We start from the raw sequence: 16,229 nt of genomic DNA on the forward strand, positions 1-16,229 counted from the left end.
GTGTTGGGTGTGTTTGGGTGGTGTGGTCAGTCGTTCGCGGCGGCCACGTGCATCGAGTGGTTCGCGGTTTACCCACGACGACAGTTGGCAGTTCGCCGCTGACGACAAGTTTACTCGATCGGCATCGCGAAGGGTAACGAGTAGCGAATTAGCAGCCGGAACTTCGGGCTCTGGTTCCGTGAGCGTTTCAGCCGAAGCGACTTCAGGAACTTCCTGAACTGCCGGAGAATCTTCAACCTCAGCTACCTGCTCTGGCTCGGCAGCGACGTCCGCCGCAACCGCTTCTTCGACGGCCACTTCGCTGGCAGGCGGCTCAACGACTGCAGCTGATGCAACGGGTGCTGCTACTTCAACAGCTGGTACTTCAGGCTCTGGTTCCGTGAGCGTTGCAGCCGGCGCAACTTCTGGAACTTCTTGAACCGCTGGCGACTCTTTAACTTCAGCAACTTGCTCTGGCTCAGCAGCTACGTCCGCCGCAACCGCTTCTTCGACAGCCGGTTCGCTGACAGGCGACTCAACGACTGCAGCTGAAGCAACAGGCTCTGATTCTTCGACGGTTGGCTCAACAGCCGGAACTTCCGGCTCTGGTTCCGAGAGCGTCGCAGCCGGCGCAACTTCAGGAATTTCCTGAACCGCTGGAGACTCCTCAACCTCAGCAACCTGCTCTGGCTCAGCAACGGCTTCTTTCGCAATCGCTTCCGCGGCGTTTTTCTCTGCTTCGTTCGACCGTCGTCCGACGTCTTCGCCATCTTCGTCGGCATCTAAACCATGAGCGACGGGTGATGTTTCACTATGATGGAACGAATCGAAATTGGCGTCGGTAACGGCGAGCGCATCCGTGACGGAAACGACTTCACCCACGCGGAACGTATCGACAAACGTCGACAAACTGGCAAGTTGTTCCGCGAGGTCGTATTCGATTTCAGAGTGACTGCTTTTCGGCTCGACGCTTGACGCCTCGGACACCGAAGTCTGCGATTCTGATTCGACATCCGCTTGCCCAACCGGCTCATCGCGATGGACCGCTTCTTCGACGCTTGCCGCGATTTCAGTGACATCGTCGACAGCAGTCTCTAGATCTGTGGTCGACGCATCTTGAAGCTCTCGAATCTGATCGAGTAGCGTGGCGACCGATCGCTCAATCACTTCCGATGAACGATCAAATCGGCCGAGCAATTCACCGGCCTGGTATTGATCGACCGAGAAACGGATCGGCACCACCGAGCCGGCAGCGGTCGTCACAATCGCCGAACGGCTCTTTCCCGAGCCGCTCGAACGTTGCAACGTCGCCAATGGCTCGGACGTTGATCCGTCTAACGAGATCGTCGCGACGAATCCGTCCGGATCGATCTGCGACAATTCAAATTGATTTCCCAACCAACGCACCGATCCCCAACCAGACGGTACCAATAATTTGGACGTCCCTGGCGATTGCGGATCATCTTGCGGTGGTGTGGAGTGGTCCTCTTCCGGTCCCATACTGAACGACAATGGCTGGATGGTCTTGGGGCAGACCTGGAAGCACTTTCGTCGTCAAAGATGACAGCGGATCAATGATTCGGTCCGAAAGCCCCCGTGCGAAAAACGGCACTGCCTACCGCCATCCCATTCGGAGTATTCGGAAATTGAAGCGATGTCCGTGAGCCCTCATCGGCGTCGAACCACTATCGTGGCTCGATGGTCACTACCCCAAGCCCACGTAACCATTGTTCACACAACGACGGCCACACGGACGCACCTGGTTGGTCCTTGGCCAACCCCAATCCATGACGACCTTCAGGAAACACGTGAAGTTCTGACGGGATCTCGTGCCGAAGCAATGCGGAGTAGTAATCGAGACTGTTTTGCGCCGGAACGACCTTGTCCGCCGCCGTATGAAACAAAAAGCTTGGCGGCGTCTGGTCGCTCACGTGTACTTCGCCGCTCGTATCAGAAATCAATTCCGCACTTGCGTCTGCACCCAACAGGTTTTGCTGACTGCCACGATGCGTGTGAGGTTTTCCAAACGCGATCACGGGATAGCACAAGATGCTGTAGTCAGGACGGGAAGATACACTTCCAACACGATCGCTCGAGTCGTCCGGTTGACCGGCATAGCGAGTCGACACCGTGGCGCACAAATGACCGCCGGCAGAGAAACCGATCACTCCGATGCGTTCCGGGTCGATATTCCATTCCGCCGCATTGGCACGCAAGGTTTGAATCGCTCGCTGTGCGTCCTGCAACGGAACGGGATGCCCGTATCCTTTTCCCGCGTTGCCTTTTCCTCGCAGCCGGTAAGTGCAAATCGCAGAGGAAACACCGCGTTCCTCGAACCACTCGGCGATTTGATACCCTTCGTGTCCGATCGCATGACCGCCATATCCTCCACCCGGAAGAATGACGATTGCCGCGACAGGATCGCTCGCATCCACCAAAGTGCAAATCAATTTGGGCACGTCACCGTCACCCTGTTCGCTTGACCCTGGTGGCATTCCATCCCACAGGGGAATCTCGAACTGCTTCGTACCAGGCTCTTGTGCGTTCGTTTGAGCACTGGCGGGAGAAACCGAAAGACAGACTGCGAGGAATGCGGCAGCGGCAACCAGTAGATTCTTCATGGCAACAAAATCGGCGGGAGGTGGGCAGGGAAACGTTCCAGTGTAACCGGATTCGCCCATCCGTGGATTTTGTTCAAACAAGTCAACTTCGGCTTAGCAGCAAACTCAGGTAACTGCGTTTTTCGCTCTCGTCCAAACCCAATGTTTCGGCAAGTCGGTGAATCCGCTCCCCGGCGGCTTCGACAGATTCACCTTTTTCATCGTCGACGAGCAGTTCGATTTCGGCATAGGTGCCGACTTTTTCGACTTCGTCAACCGTGACCGAGAATCCGTCATGGTCGGAACCGGCAGGCCATTGGAAAGTCCGGCGTTGTTTGCAAACCGTTGCCACCGTTTCAAACCCAAGCGACAAGAACAACTCTGTCATTTGGTTGCCGTCAGAATCTGCGGGTGCGAGACACCACTCGATTTCCTTGCGTGCTTTCAGTGCCGATTGATCGTGACCGGTCGACTTGATCGCCAACTTTGGACCTTTGTAGGTAACCGACGCAACTCCATCGATACGTCGAATCCGCAGGGCTTCTTTGGTTTGCACAAAGTCCCGACACGGATGCCTTAGATAGGTATCCGCATGAGACTCGACCACTTCGTTGACCGCACCGAGTTGTTCGAGCTTCTCGATCACGACAGAAGGCTGATCGATTTTGTATTTCGTTTCCACTTCAAGCATGACAGCAACCGATTAGCGAGCGTCTTCGTCAAGATAGTTACGGATCAAGTTTGCGACTTTCAGATCCTGTTCTCCTTCCACATGGCGACGCAAAATTTGGACGACCTGAGGCGTATTCAATTTTGCAAGTGACGCGACAGCTTCCAACCTGTCCCAACGACTGCGGCTGGCTAGCAAGTCAACGTACCGTTGAATCTGAATCTGCTCGGGTGACCGAATTGAATCGCTTTCTTGTGAACCTTCGTTGATTGCGTGGATAGTGGAGGGTGTCGACGACGTTTGCATGGTCGGGCGTACCAACCGCGGCTCTGGCTGGTTTGCTTCGGACTCACCCAACTGGCTGAGCACGACTGCGGGTTGCTCGACAGACTTCAGTGATGCAACCTGCTTTCGGTAGATCTTTGGCGGAGCGGGTGGCCAATCCGTCCAACTAGCGTCCGTCTTCGCGACCATTGATTCGGGATGCGACGCGATTGCCATCGGCTTCTCTGTAAGCTGTGTTTCAAGCAACACAGAAACGGCTTTCATCGCGGTCAATCTTGCGGCATCGTTTTCATCCGATAGACCGTCGGGCGATTCAACAAGGTCTTCAAAGATCGCTCGAGCAACTTGGCGAGCGTGTAGACAAACATGCTCCGATTGACTCATTGCGAGATGCTCGGTCAATGCGGAAGTCAGTTTCCGTGCCAAGTAGCTGCGTCGTTCAATTTGGCGAGCCACGGGAATCGTCGTCCACTGCGAATTCAACTCGAATAGTCGCCCCGCAGATTCCTTTGACAACGCGATGTCTTCGCAACAGAGGGCATGGATCAGCAAATCGACTTTGTCGTGGTCGTTTTCGATCTGATCGATTTTACGCAATGCCGATTGCTCACCCTCTGCATCCAGCTGACCATCGCCGGATGCGTTCGACGCGAGTTGATCGTCAATCACCGCCACACGAAACTTTTCAAGACGGGTTTGTGCATAGGTTACGGCAACGAACATCACCACCGCAATCAACAACCACTTCACGGTTGATGTCACCGTCTCGCGCGACCGTTTACTCTCTTCGGCAAAAGGTGAAAACGGATTCGGCATCCGATCCAAATCACGCTGGTCCATCGATCCGTCTCTCATTCAGCAGCGGTGCAAGTTAGAACTCCAACCGGCATCTTCGTCGAGGCACCGATTTGACCGCAAGATCAGGTGCAAACCCAGCTTTTGACAGCAAATAGTCTTCATGGATCAACGTCCCCAACAGTGCCTGCGTCTGTTCAACAGACAGGGACTTAGTTGACCCGCAACTCTTCGAGCTTCGCACGATAAGCGTCACGATCGGCTTGCCATTGTTGTCGGATTCGCTTTGCCACGTCGACGCCGGAAAGGGTGTCAGAGATCAAGCTTGGCAATGTTGTTAGCTGCGTCGCCATGTGTTCTTGGGCAACAAACAAACAATTGCCACGTGCATCGATCAAGACCACAGCGGGATAGGAGTTGATCTCGCGAAGAACGCTTGGTGCGGAAACGATCAACCAATCCGATTGATCAATTCCAATCTGACGAAGCTGCCCGGCTCGTTTTGGACTTCCCACAGCCACCGGACGGACCTTCTCGCGCATCTCCGCAGGCAAGTTTCCCAGTTGCAAGGACACAAAACTGATCAGCTGCATATCATCAGCAACGTCGTCTCCTGCATTCGGATCGGTCAACACGAAGAGGGTCAACAACCGATCGACCCCACGTTGACTGACATCGAACTGGTCTGACGCATCACGCACTCTGAACGGCGACAACGAGGTCCCGACGAGAGAGTTGGGCGGACTGGGTGGCAGCGGCAAAAGCGATCTCACGAATGCCGGTCGCTGAGGAAAATCGCTACCCGGCGCCATCGAGAAGGCATCGGCGCCGGGACTGAACGTTGCACCGTCAAGCACCAACTCCAATGACAGAATCTGATATCCATCGACAGAAAATCCCATTTCGGCGACGGACGTCGGCAGCTCGACAAGCTTGACAATCGAACGCTGTCGGTCGATCCAAAACCGATAATTCTCGCCTTCAACTTCGGCAACGACGACCACACACAATGTGCCTTTCAATTCATGCATCGACTCATACTCGATGCGGCTCGGTTGCTTGCCGCGAAACAAATTGGCCATGGGATCGGTTTCAAGCAACCACTCCAACTGCGGCGGCGGCCCACCCAATCCGGCTTTCATTTTTTCGGTCAGCAGCGGGTCACGTAACATGCGTTCCAAACTGGGCCTTGGTACCGAGGGATCGTCACCACGCAGCCTGCCACCAACGACAACTTGCCCGTCGTGCATTTCGGTATTCGGGTCGGCGATCCAACCCAACGTTCGCTCACCATCCGACCAAAGCCGCGCGTCGTAAGCCGCGACACGGATTTTGTCTCCGTCGAGATGAACGCTCATCGGTGCCGTTTGTTCGCTGCTTCGCCCGTCGCGTTCGACGACCATCCGCACCATTCCCTGGTCTCGATACGAGGGTTCACTTCGGTAACGAGCGATTACATTTTCGAGGTACTGTTCGGGCTCAATCGAAGGCAGTGTTGCGTTTTGCACGGATCCATCATCGCCCGATTCAACAGGAGCGGTATTCATGCCGCACCCAACCAAGATGATCGCCACCGCAGAAAACGCGACGACGATTCCGTGCGTGTAACTCAGTGGAACGCAACCACTTGCCCCGATCCAGCTGTCGACGTGATTTCGCGTCCCGGCCAAATTTTGTGTACCGGCAAAAGGGTTTCGATAGAACATGGGGATGGCCAAAAGTTTGAAAGAGTAGCCACTGTGATACCAAATCGGCCGGATTGGACGCGAGGCGGTTGCACTCGCGGGCAGAAACCGGCATAACGCGCCGTCAATTTCCCCATTTCGACCTTCGCACTTTGCTCGATTTAATGCTGCTCTTCTCGCTTCAAGACGCGAAACTCCAAGCAACCGAAACCTGGGAACTCGCTCGATCCGCTGGCGATCGTTGCGAGAACGTCAGCGAACAAACCACCAGTGCGCTACAATCCCCGATCGATTTCCCGGCTTTCGAGGCAGCTGTGGTGCCTGGTGATCGAGTCGCAGTGGCGCTTGACCCCAATTTGCCTGCAATTGACCAAATCGTTTCGGGGGTGGTGACGGCGATCCGCAAGACCGAAGCCGGGGAAATCGACTTGGTCCTCTGGGACGAAGCCAGCGACGCGACGCTCGAGCAAGTTCGTCAAGCCGCCCCCGGCTGCAACGTAACCCGCCATCGGTGCGACTTTCGGGCGGACCTAAGCTACTTGGCAGCGGATGCCGATGCGGACCCGATTTACTTGAACCGGTTCTTGGTCGAAGCAGACTTGGTGCTGCCAGTGGTCGCGATCCGCCCGAGCCAAGACACTGCAAACAATGACGTCACCGGAATTTTCCCTGCGCTCACGGATTCGGCGACCCGACGACGAGCGATTGAAAATTTGGTGCGATCGGCGCCCTCGAGAAAGATGCCCACCGGTAATCCGATCGACAAAGATGTCCCGTGGTTGCTCGGCGTGCAATTGATGTGTGGTGTGGTCATCAATCGCTCCGGTGAGGTTCAATCCGTTGTCGCGGGACCCGTCGAAGCGATTGCTGAACAATGCATTCCTTTGTCGCCGCCGGATCAGGCTGACCTCGTGATCGTAACGCTCGATGGCCCACCCCAGCAACAAACTTGGGACAATACGATCCGTGCGCTGCGGGCAGCAACGGGATGCGCAAACCCAGACGCGACGATCGTCGTCTGGTCGCATCTCGACCAATCGCCGGGTGGAGCGCTGCTTGCGATCGACGAAGAAACGTTCGACGGCGCATTCGTCGAAGCAACCGACGACAACGATGGGCTGCCCGTATGGGATCCGTTTGCAGCCCACGCAACCGTCTTATGGCCGATCCTGCAAAATTACCGTGTGATGCTGCACAGCCAACTGGACTCAGACGACATCGAGCGGCTGGGGATCGGCGTCGTCGACTCTCTTGCCGGGCTGTCGAACCTTTCCCGGGGCTTTGACAGTTGCGGTGTCGTCCGTGCCGCAGGTTTCACTGCCAACCGCTAGCGTCCCACCTACAATTCGCTTGGCCAGACCGGTATCTTTACTGGCCGAGTCGATGCCTCCGCGCAAAGCCCGTCCCTTTCCCAACGGGCGATGGGCCTCTTCACACCGGCCCTCGCCTTCTCCGTAGCCGCGTTCTAATTGTCATGACGACAGCAATCGAAAAGACGTACAAGTATTGCCCACGATGCGGCAGCGAACACTCCGATCCTGGCAAAATCCCGTTCCGTTGCACCGAATGTAACTTCACCCAATTCTTCGGACCGGTCGCAGCCGTGGGTGCCTTGATTGTCGATGAGTCGAATCGGGTGTTGCTCGTCCGCCGCTCCCGAGATCCTGGCAAAGGCTGCTGGGGGTTGCCCGGTGGTTTTGTCGATGCGGGCGAGACGGTCGAACAAGCGTTGACACGCGAGATCGCCGAGGAGACCGAACTCTCCGTCGAGTCGATGGAGCTGCTGATGACGTTTCCAAACCAATACAACTATCGCGGTGTTGTCTCACAAGTCATCGACTTGTTTTATATTTGCCACGTTTCGAATCCCGATGCGATTCGACTTGAACCGAGCGAATTGGACGCGTTTGTTTGGACGGTCCCTGATCAAGAACACCTCGATCACATGGCGTTTGATTCCAACCGCCGTGCCGTCGAACGCTGGCTGGAAGATCGAGAAAACGCGTGAGAACATTGCTGCTGGTCCCAACTGCAATGGAACGACGCCAGATCGAACAATCGATCGATGGTCTGCCTGATCAATGGTCGATTGAGACCATCGGATTCGGTGTCATCGCCGCGGCAATTCGCACGACCGAACTGATTCAAAAACGCCATCCCGAACGCATCATCGTTATTGGAATTGCCGGCTTGTTTCCGGTTGATGACCCACAACATCAAGTGGGCACAGCGACCTGGTTTGATGAAGTCACGATCGACGGGATCGGAATCGGGCAAGGTGATGACTACCAATCCGCTTTCGAACTCGGCTGGCAATGGCTCGATGGCGACTCGCGCGATGGCACGACGCTGCGGGTAATGCCTGGACCGGATGCGCACTCTGACTCCCAAGCCGCTCCACGTCAGCTACTCACCGTGTGTGCGGCTTCTGCAAATCCCGCCGAAGCTGCTCTGCGGAAATCTCGATTCCCAAACTCGCTGGGCGAAGACATGGAATCGTTCTCCGTCGCGCTAGCAGCCAATCGTGCTGGGATTCCGATTCAAATCCTGCGAGGATTTTCGAATCCGGTCGGCCGGCGAGACAAACAGGAGTGGCAAATCGAAAACGCGCTGACTTCCGTCGCGACACAGTTGCGCCAAGTCACTTAGTACTGTTACTGAAACGAATCGCTCGCACTTGCATCCCAAGCTTCCATGACTGCTCCGATCCGACTTGGAATTTCGACCTGCCCCAACGACACGTTTACGTTCCATGGCATCCTGGAAAACAAGGTCGACCTGCGCGGATTGGAATTTCAAATCGAGCTGCTTGATATCCAGCAATTGAACGATCGCTTGTTCGCCAATGCGTTCGACGTTGCCAAATGCAGTTTCCACGCGGCGCTTTTGCTGGCCGATCGCACGCAAGTCCTCCCCAGCGGATCGGCACTTGGGTTTGGGGTCGGCCCATTATTATTGGCAAGCGAAGCGGGATGCACGCCAGAATCAGAAAATCGCTTGACGCTGTGCCCCGGCGAACACACGACCGCGACGATGCTATTGAAACTGTTCTATCCCCAGGCGTCACGTGTGGAGCAGGTTGTGTTCTCCGACATCATGCCCCGCCTGCAGGACATGACCGCAGACTTTGGTGTTTGTATTCACGAGGGCCGATTCACTTGGCAGCAACAGGGCCTGACTCTTGTCGAGGACTTAGGAACTCGCTGGGAAAACGAAACTAAATGCCCACTCCCACTGGGCGGACTTGTCGCACAACGCGAACTCCCTGACGAGCTTATCGCGACGATTCAATCCGTAGTTTACGACTCGCTGCGATACTCGCGAGTTAACCCGGACCAAGCGCTACCGACGATGCGAAAGTACGCGCAGGAATTCGATGATCAAGTTCTGATGCAGCATGTTGACCTCTACGTCAACGACTGGACTGTCAAACTGGGCGATGTCGGTCGAAACGCACTCCACCAGCTCAACCGTCGTGCGGTCGAAGCCGGTCTTGTCGCCAACGACGCGACGCCGATCGAAGTTTTTCAAGGCTGACCACTCAACGGATTGCGACCATCCAAACACATGCGGCGGGTGCGGTCGCACCCATCTGAATCCTGAACTATCGATCACATTGCGCGGAACGATCGGGTGAATCAGGCGGTTTGCCGGACTCATCGCGAGGGAAGACAGCGCAAAGCATTGATCGTTTTGTGAGCAATCGCATAGGCTATGCCGATTGCAACCACTCCAGTCAATCAGAGATCAATGACCAAAAGCGTGCTATTTGTCTGCATGGGCAACATTTGTCGGTCACCCGCAGCCGAAGCAGTGATGAAGCGATTCGCCGAAGAATTCCGCGTCGATGTCGAAGTCGACTCCGCAGGAACTCACGGCTATCACGTCGGCGAACGTGCCGACCAACGGATGCGAACGGCCGCCGAGGCCCGCGGCTATGAACTGACCAGCCTCGCTCGCCAAGTGACCAAAGAAGACCTCAAACCTGGACGGTTCGACCTCGTCCTTGCGATGGACAACGAGAACTACCAAGGTCTACTTCAACTGGCCGGCAAGCCCGTAGACCATGTCCGGATCTTCAGCGACTACCTCGACGACAACTGGCCAAACGATGTACCGGATCCGTACTACGGCGAGGCTGACGGGTTCGCAAACGTCCTGGACATGCTCGAAGAAGGCTGCCCAGTGATTTTGCAAACCCTGGTCGGAAAAGAGCTCTTTGACGAAGGCTTCTAGAACGCCCCGTCTGCTTGTCGAATGATTTTCAGGTGGCGCTTTTCGCGCCGCAGAAGGCGACGCTGAGAGAGACCAAATCTGAAAACCAACAGGCGACTAGGCAACCGCTTTGATGCGGATCGCGCTCGCTTGGCCTTGCGGTGTGATATTGACGTTGATGAACTGGTCACCTGCCGGGACGCTATTGTCCAGGCACGCGTTGATTGGGCATTCGCTATCGAGCGGTTCGACGTTTCGAATTGGGAACAGCGAACCGCCTAAGCTCACTAAGCTGGCGATGGTTTCGACCATCCCGCCGCCGGCACCCAAGTTACCGAAGTGACCTTTGGCAGTCGTCACCGGAGGCTGCTGCGAGACCGGACCGAACACATCGACAATGGCTGCCGCCTCTTGCCGGTCGCACTCCACAGTACCCAAGCCGTGGGCGTGAATGTGCCCGATCGCCGATGGGGCTTCTTCACCTAGAGCAGCACGCAACACGTTTGCAATTGCGGTTCGCAAGAATTCTTCGCCGCTTAGTGGCCCAACGGCACTGCTGCCATAGCCAACGATTTCGCCCAAGATATTCGCACCGCGGGCTTGGGCGTGCTCGAGTGATTCACAGATGATCGCACCGGCTCCTTCGCCTAGCACGCTGCCGTCGCGGCCTTCGGCGAATGGACGGCTCATCGTGGTCGGATCGTCTTGGCCCGAAGCCAGCTTTTCCTGCATCGCGGCATGCAACGAACGCAACGGGTGAATCCGCGACCCGGTCGAACCGACCACCAACACATCCGCATGGCCGCGTGAGATGGTCGAGAACGCTTCGGCGATTGCGGCGCCGGCGGACGCTTCACGAACAGTGATCGAGTTGTTCGGGCCACGCAGGTCGTTGTAAATCGCAATGTGACTGGCCGGCATGTTGGGCAAGTACTTTAGCAACCAAAGTGGGTTGACCTCTGGTTTGCCCTCGCTGCCCCATTTGTCGAAGTGGAAATTGCCTTCGTCATCGACACACTTGGCGATACCCGAGGCGAATTCCTGGGGCAACGACATGATGTAGTCTGAACCGTAGACGACACCAAAGCGTTCGCGATCGATTTCGCAGTCATTGATTTCTGCGTTGTGCATCGCCAACTGGGCTGCGGCGACACCCATTTCAATTTCGCGGCACATCACCTTGCTGCCCTTGCGGATTGTCCGCTGCAGCTTTTTGTCCATGGGCCCATAGTCGCTAATGTCACCGGTGAATTCCGATGCCTCAGCGGCATAGTCAATCGACAGCACGCCCTGTGGGACCTGGGTCAGCGGAGTAATCCCGCTCTGCGATTCGCGCAATCGCTTGACCAGTTCTTGGGGGTCGTTTCCGAGAGGTGAAATGACGCCGGTACCCGTAATAACGACCCGGCGATAAGCGACGTTGTCCATGAATCAATTGCAACGACAAGGGGAACAGTGAATGTGGCGGCACATTCTAAGCTCTAGGTGATATAGCAAAGAGGGGGCATCGGCAACAGACAAAACATGCACCAACATCCATGCGTTTGTGCAGTCCACCAGCCGGGGTACTGCACAGACGACTGTAGCAGCTTGCCAAGCGATTAATAGCGTCCACGATTGGGGGCGGTCGGCCCCTGCGAAATCTGTGGAACCATCGGCGTCGTCGTCAAATTATCTGACGCGCGGCCACGGTACTCGATAAACATTAGGGCGTCCGCACGTCCCGCCGTCATCCCAGTAATCATTTCCAGGTTCAGCAGCGGCACTGCGGCTTGCGGCCGCTCGGGACTGGCGATCACACCGCAGGAAAGCAGCAGCACCATGTCGGACGGCCAGCGGAATCGCTCGTGCAATCGCCAGCTGACAACTTGAGGGACATCGATTTTCGTGCGGTAAGCGGTGCCATCTGGAAGCGGCAGGTCCAACTCGACAGGCTTTAGCTTATCGACTTGATCAATTTCTGCTTTGATCACGCAATCGAGTGCTTGTCGATCAACGGTCAACAGCGGGCTGATTTCCAAACGATAGCCTTCTTGGATTTCGCCGGTTTCAGGTTCGTAGGGTGGCCAACCGGTCGAAGCAGGCTTCACATTGCGAACGTAGTTTCGCCCGCGAGTACTTGCCAACTTCTGAGTTTGCCCGTTGTAAGTAATCAGATCCAATGCTTGAACTTGTCGCGTATCGGTACGCTGACGCAGCATTGCCATCACGAGCGCTGCGTTTTCTTTGCTCAGCAACCACGCTTGCACACCCGGTGAATCGACCGCAACGTGCTGCATCAGCAAGTGCGCCCGACTCCGCCAGTTCGGATTGCCAACCGTCATTACTTTGAGTGACAGGACCTGTGGGTCTTTTTCGCCTGCGGTAAAACGATCGACGATTCCGGCGACCACTTCGGTCATCTCACGGGTGTGGTAAACCGAAAGCGTATCGCGGCTGGCGTTCATGTAACCGAACGGCGATGTGAACCAAGCATCGGTGCCGGTTTCTCGCAAAATCCAATCGATCACGGCCTGCTCGGGGTGGTCGTGATTCTGCAAATACCCTGTGTACGGTCGCAGGTCAAAATCACGCGATTGTTGGCCAGCCGTTTGCGGCAGCAGCTTTCCGCCACTCGAATTACCCAGCGAGTTGCGTTGGTTGTTCGGTGGAGGCTGAATGCTTTGCATCGCACCGCCTTGTGTCGGCAGCGGTTGCGGCTGGCCAGCAGCTGCATTTTGGTTGGGAAGACCTTGCCCAGCTTGCGCCTGCAGTGACGCAGAGGCTCCCCCAGGAAGGTCAAACGCTTGGCCGTAAGCCTCGTTCGTGAGAGCTCCGGCCGAGGTGGCACATGCGAGTGCCAGTGCTACGGAAAGACGCCGCGCTGACAGAGTTGACATCCAATTTGAAAGAAAAGTACGCATGTCCCAACCGGTTTTGCGGAATTCAAATGCGATTTTCAGAATTTTTTCCAATCGCTCTAAAGACGCTATAGCGGGATAGCCATACCGGCGGCAAGGCGATTTCGAAAAGTCGCCCGTCAGCTGTGCTTTTGTCTAGGCGTCGGCCGCGTGTTCCTGCAGTTCTTCGAGCGACGCGAATTCCAGCGTCGAGATATGCGTGGCGGAGAGCACCACTTGAGGCGCCATCCCGGCATCGAACGCTTCTTTCCAACGTGTCGCACACAAGCACCAGCGATCGCCCGGTTTCAACCCCGGAAAGCGGTACATCGGGTTGGGGGTTGAGAGGTCGTTGCCACGTGATTTACTGAACTCAAGAAACTCGGCCGTCATCACCGCACAAACTGTGTGCAGCCCCGAATCTGAGGCACCGGTATTGCAACACCCGTCTCGGTAAAAACCGGTTACCGGATCGGTACTGCACTCGCCTAACTCTGTCCCCAGTACGTTCTTCGCCATCAATAACTTCTGCCAGTTTCAAATGAACAATCGCAAGCCACGCCGCCAACCTGGGCGGCGGAGGTAGAGTGTAGCGGTTTGCCAACGAGACGTGGGAGCGTCGGCGAATGCTATGCGTGGCCAATCGAAGCAAACGCGGTATGATGGGGCTCGAAACCGTTTTCCTCGTTCGCTCTGAATTTGTCGCCCCATGGATGTGCCCCCCGCTTCAAACTCGCGTCTTCTGGAGCGTCTCACCCCCGAACAGCAAAATGCGGTTGTCCATATTGATGGCCCGATGCTGATTCTGGCCGGTCCGGGTAGCGGCAAAACTCGTGTGGTGACCCACCGGGTCGCCCATCTGTTGGAATCGGGAATCCCCGAGTGGCAAATTGCGGCACTGACGTTTACGAACAAGGCTGCCGACGAAATGCGGGCCCGGGTCGATTCCCTGGCCCCAGGCAAACAGGTCTGGATGGGGACCTTCCACCGTTTTTGCGCGCAACTGCTCCGCCGCTATGCGCCGATGGTTGGGCTGCAAGAGAACTATTCGATCTATGACACGTCTGATTCAAAGCAGGCGATGAAACGTGCAATCGAAGCGGCCGGCGTATCGACCTCGCACGCGTCACCCGATCAGATCTCGAACCTGATTAGCAAAGCGAAGAACAAACTGATCACCCCTGAGGTCTGGCAGACCCAAATTGTCAGTCCACAAGAAAAGGTCGCTTCGCAGGTCTATCCGGTTTATCAAAAACAGCTTTTGGTCGCCAACGCCGTCGACTTCGATGACCTGCTGCTGCACGTCGCGACGATGTTGCGCATGAATCCGGAACTGCGTTCTGACTTGGATGCGCGGTTCCGGTACATCATGGTCGACGAGTACCAAGACACAAACTTGGCACAGTACGCGATCGTCCGCGGACTTTCTGTCGACCATCCGAATCTGTCGGTAACCGGCGACCCGGACCAGTCGATCTATGGTTGGCGCGGCGCCGACTTGAACAACATCCTGGATTTCGAGAAAGACTATCCGAACGTCAAAACCGTTCGCCTGGAACAGAACTACCGCAGCACACCGAACATCCTTCGCGCAGCCGACCAACTGATTCGGCACAACCGCCGCCGCAAACAAAAGGACCTGTTTACCGAAAACGACGAAGGCCCCGCAGTCACATTGAAGTTCTGCTCGGACGGTTTCGAAGAAGCTGACAGCATTGCCGATGACATCGTGAACTTGGTCGCCAGCGAAACGGCGAAGCCAAGCGACTTCGCGATTTTCTGTCGCATGAACTCGCTCACACGATCAGTCGAACATGCGCTGCGTGGACGCGGCGTGCCCTACCAAATCATCAACGGTGTCGAGTTCTATCAGCGCAAAGAAATCAAAGACATCTTGGCGTACCTGCACTTGGTCAACAACCCCAGCCACGATGTTGCGTTGATGCGGGTGATCAACACGCCAACACGTGGGATCGGTGCCAAGACAGTCGAACGTTTGCAGGCGTTTGGAGACCGCCACTCGATCCCGCTGTTGGAAGCTGCGCGCCGAGTTGACGAGGTCGATTCGATCGCGAAACGCAGCCAAACCATGGTCAAACGCTTTGTCGATCTGTATGACAAGATCGCTGCCAAAGCGACCGCATCACTGGAAGAAGTGATCCGCTACGTCGTGCAAGAAAGCGCCTACGACAAGTATCTCGAAAAGTCAGCCCCCGATGGCGAAGATGTCAGTCCACTGGCCAACGTGGACGAACTGGTAACCGCGGCCGCGGATTTTGATCGTCGCCACCCCGATGATGGTTCCCTGGATGCGTTCTTGGAACAAGTCGCCTTGGTCAGCGACACCGATGCCTTCGACGATTCCGATGAACGCGTCACGCTGATGACGCTGCACGCGTCAAAGGGGTTGGAATTTCCACGCGTTTATATCATTGGCGTCGAAGACGACCTGCTGCCACACAAACGTTCCAAAGACGATGACTCGCAATTCGAAGAAGAACGTCGATTGCTGTTTGTCGGAATCACCCGTGCCGAGTACTCGCTTCAGCTCAGCTGCTGTAAACGCCGGATGATCCGTGGCGAATTCCGCCCAGTCATTCCGAGCCCATTTCTGAACGAGCTGCCACTGGAAGAGATGCAGCGAATCGATTCGGTCCAGCGCGGCGCATGGCTGGACGACGTCGATCAAAGCACGCCATCGGACTGGGACATGCCCGCGATCCAAATCGACCAAGACGGAATCAATCAAGATGCCGATACGTCATTCGATTTCGGAGCCAACGATCACGCCAAAGAAGACATCGCACAGTTCGAAGATGTCGACTTGGATTCCCCGCCGCCAGAGCCCGAGAAGGCATCCGATCCGGTACCGCAAATCGGAACCCTGAAAACGGCTGCCGACTTGATGACATTCAACCGACCGCCCATCACCGCCTTCCAAGAAGGCACTCGGGTCCGCCACTCCGACTACGGCGTCGGAGTCATCACCGCTGTCAGCGGTCGTGGCCCGAAACGGATGGCAAGGGTCGAGTTTAATGAAGGCGAACACAGCTTCCGGCTCGCGTTTGCGCCACTCGAACTCGCCGATTAGCGACAACCACTGCGTTCAGGCTGCTTGTCC

At 56.1% G+C, this 16,229-nt stretch carries 13 protein-coding genes and 1 pseudogene; 6 read left to right on the forward strand and 8 right to left on the reverse strand.

Translation table 11 applies throughout. The features are described from left to right. From CGZ80_RS25095 to CGZ80_RS25115, 5 genes and pseudogenes are all read right to left on the reverse strand, one after another. Positions 1-1,491 (reverse strand): annotated as a pseudogene (locus CGZ80_RS25095) (hypothetical protein); the annotation flags it as partial. Positions 1,492-1,664: 173 nt separating this feature from the next. After that, positions 1,665-2,600, reverse strand: coding sequence for an alpha/beta hydrolase (locus CGZ80_RS25100; protein WP_233148658.1), 936 nt, complete (start codon positions 2,598-2,600; stop codon positions 1,665-1,667). A gap of 82 nt (positions 2,601-2,682) precedes the next feature. Next, entirely contained in the window at positions 2,683-3,270 is a 588-nt protein-coding gene (cyaB, locus tag CGZ80_RS25105; RefSeq protein ID WP_094418438.1) for a class IV adenylate cyclase, read from the reverse strand. Positions 3,271-3,282: 12 nt separating this feature from the next. Continuing rightward, entirely contained in the window at positions 3,283-4,374 is a 1,092-nt protein-coding gene (locus CGZ80_RS25110; RefSeq protein WP_094418439.1) for a hypothetical protein, read from the reverse strand. A 167-nt stretch (positions 4,375-4,541) separates the two neighbouring features. Then, on the reverse strand, positions 4,542-6,035 hold the full coding sequence (locus tag CGZ80_RS25115; protein ID WP_094418440.1) for a hypothetical protein: 1,494 nt from the start codon (positions 6,033-6,035) through the stop codon (positions 4,542-4,544). A gap of 143 nt (positions 6,036-6,178) precedes the next feature. On the opposite strand from CGZ80_RS25115, the gene CGZ80_RS25120 reads away from it, so the two are divergent. The 5 genes from CGZ80_RS25120 to CGZ80_RS25140 all read left to right on the forward strand — a co-directional run bounded on the left by CGZ80_RS25120 (position 6,179) and on the right by CGZ80_RS25140 (position 10,250). Next, positions 6,179-7,345: a hypothetical protein gene (locus CGZ80_RS25120; RefSeq protein ID WP_094418441.1), complete on the forward strand. Its 1,167-nt coding sequence runs from the start codon at positions 6,179-6,181 to the stop codon at positions 7,343-7,345. A 143-nt stretch (positions 7,346-7,488) separates the two neighbouring features. After that, complete coding sequence (locus CGZ80_RS25125) at positions 7,489-8,022, forward strand: NUDIX hydrolase (RefSeq protein ID WP_094418442.1); 534 nt, start codon at positions 7,489-7,491, stop codon at positions 8,020-8,022. Then, positions 8,019-8,663 (forward strand): futalosine hydrolase, encoded by a 645-nt coding sequence (mqnB, locus tag CGZ80_RS25130; protein ID WP_146042981.1) that lies wholly within the window; start codon positions 8,019-8,021, stop codon positions 8,661-8,663. Before CGZ80_RS25125 ends, mqnB begins: the two co-directional genes overlap by 4 nt. Positions 8,664-8,708: 45 nt before the next feature. Then, positions 8,709-9,551, forward strand: coding sequence for a 1,4-dihydroxy-6-naphthoate synthase (locus tag CGZ80_RS25135; RefSeq protein ID WP_094418444.1), 843 nt, complete (start codon positions 8,709-8,711; stop codon positions 9,549-9,551). 213 nt (positions 9,552-9,764) lie between these two features. Beyond that, a complete protein-coding gene (locus CGZ80_RS25140; RefSeq protein WP_094418445.1) occupies positions 9,765-10,250 on the forward strand; it encodes a low molecular weight protein-tyrosine-phosphatase in 486 nt (161 codons plus the stop codon). Positions 10,251-10,346: 96 nt separating this feature from the next. Here CGZ80_RS25140 and CGZ80_RS25145 read toward each other — a convergent pair whose 3' ends face one another. The 3 genes from CGZ80_RS25145 to CGZ80_RS25155 all read right to left on the reverse strand — a co-directional run bounded on the left by CGZ80_RS25145 (position 10,347) and on the right by CGZ80_RS25155 (position 13,627). Continuing rightward, positions 10,347-11,657, reverse strand: a complete 1,311-nt coding sequence (locus CGZ80_RS25145) for a beta-ketoacyl-[acyl-carrier-protein] synthase family protein (protein WP_094418446.1) — start codon at positions 11,655-11,657, stop codon at positions 10,347-10,349. Between the two features lie 173 nt (positions 11,658-11,830). Continuing rightward, positions 11,831-13,108 (reverse strand): hypothetical protein, encoded by a 1,278-nt coding sequence (locus CGZ80_RS25150; RefSeq protein WP_233148659.1) that lies wholly within the window; start codon positions 13,106-13,108, stop codon positions 11,831-11,833. A 156-nt stretch (positions 13,109-13,264) separates the two neighbouring features. Next, on the reverse strand, positions 13,265-13,627 hold the full coding sequence (locus CGZ80_RS25155) for a DUF2237 family protein (RefSeq protein WP_094418447.1): 363 nt from the start codon (positions 13,625-13,627) through the stop codon (positions 13,265-13,267). A gap of 190 nt (positions 13,628-13,817) precedes the next feature. Here CGZ80_RS25155 and CGZ80_RS25160 point away from each other — a divergent pair, with 190 nt between their 5' ends. Further along, a complete protein-coding gene (locus CGZ80_RS25160) occupies positions 13,818-16,199 on the forward strand; it encodes an ATP-dependent helicase (RefSeq protein ID WP_094418448.1) in 2,382 nt (793 codons plus the stop codon). Positions 16,200-16,229 lie beyond the last annotated feature (30 nt).

This window comes from Rhodopirellula sp. MGV, assembly GCF_002251265.1.
GTDB lineage: Bacteria > Planctomycetota > Planctomycetia > Pirellulales > Pirellulaceae > Stieleria > Stieleria baltica_A.

Coding starts and splice junctions, on each gene's coding strand:
- CGZ80_RS25155 (WP_094418447.1), bottom strand. CDS start 13,627: ATGGCGAAGAACGTACTGGGGACAGAGTTAGGCGAGTGCAGTACCGAT.
- CGZ80_RS25135 (WP_094418444.1), top strand. CDS start 8,709: ATGACTGCTCCGATCCGACTTGGAATTTCGACCTGCCCCAACGACACG.
- CGZ80_RS25160 (WP_094418448.1), top strand. CDS start 13,818: ATGGATGTGCCCCCCGCTTCAAACTCGCGTCTTCTGGAGCGTCTCACC.
- CGZ80_RS25140 (WP_094418445.1), top strand. CDS start 9,765: ATGACCAAAAGCGTGCTATTTGTCTGCATGGGCAACATTTGTCGGTCA.
- CGZ80_RS25150 (WP_233148659.1), bottom strand. CDS start 13,108: ATGTCAACTCTGTCAGCGCGGCGTCTTTCCGTAGCACTGGCACTCGCA.
- CGZ80_RS25125 (WP_094418442.1), top strand. CDS start 7,489: ATGACGACAGCAATCGAAAAGACGTACAAGTATTGCCCACGATGCGGC.
- CGZ80_RS25145 (WP_094418446.1), bottom strand. CDS start 11,657: ATGGACAACGTCGCTTATCGCCGGGTCGTTATTACGGGTACCGGCGTC.
- cyaB (WP_094418438.1), bottom strand. CDS start 3,270: ATGCTTGAAGTGGAAACGAAATACAAAATCGATCAGCCTTCTGTCGTG.
- CGZ80_RS25115 (WP_094418440.1), bottom strand. CDS start 6,035: ATGTTCTATCGAAACCCTTTTGCCGGTACACAAAATTTGGCCGGGACG.
- CGZ80_RS25100 (WP_233148658.1), bottom strand. CDS start 2,600: ATGAAGAATCTACTGGTTGCCGCTGCCGCATTCCTCGCAGTCTGTCTT.
- CGZ80_RS25110 (WP_094418439.1), bottom strand. CDS start 4,374: ATGGACCAGCGTGATTTGGATCGGATGCCGAATCCGTTTTCACCTTTT.
- CGZ80_RS25120 (WP_094418441.1), top strand. CDS start 6,179: ATGCTGCTCTTCTCGCTTCAAGACGCGAAACTCCAAGCAACCGAAACC.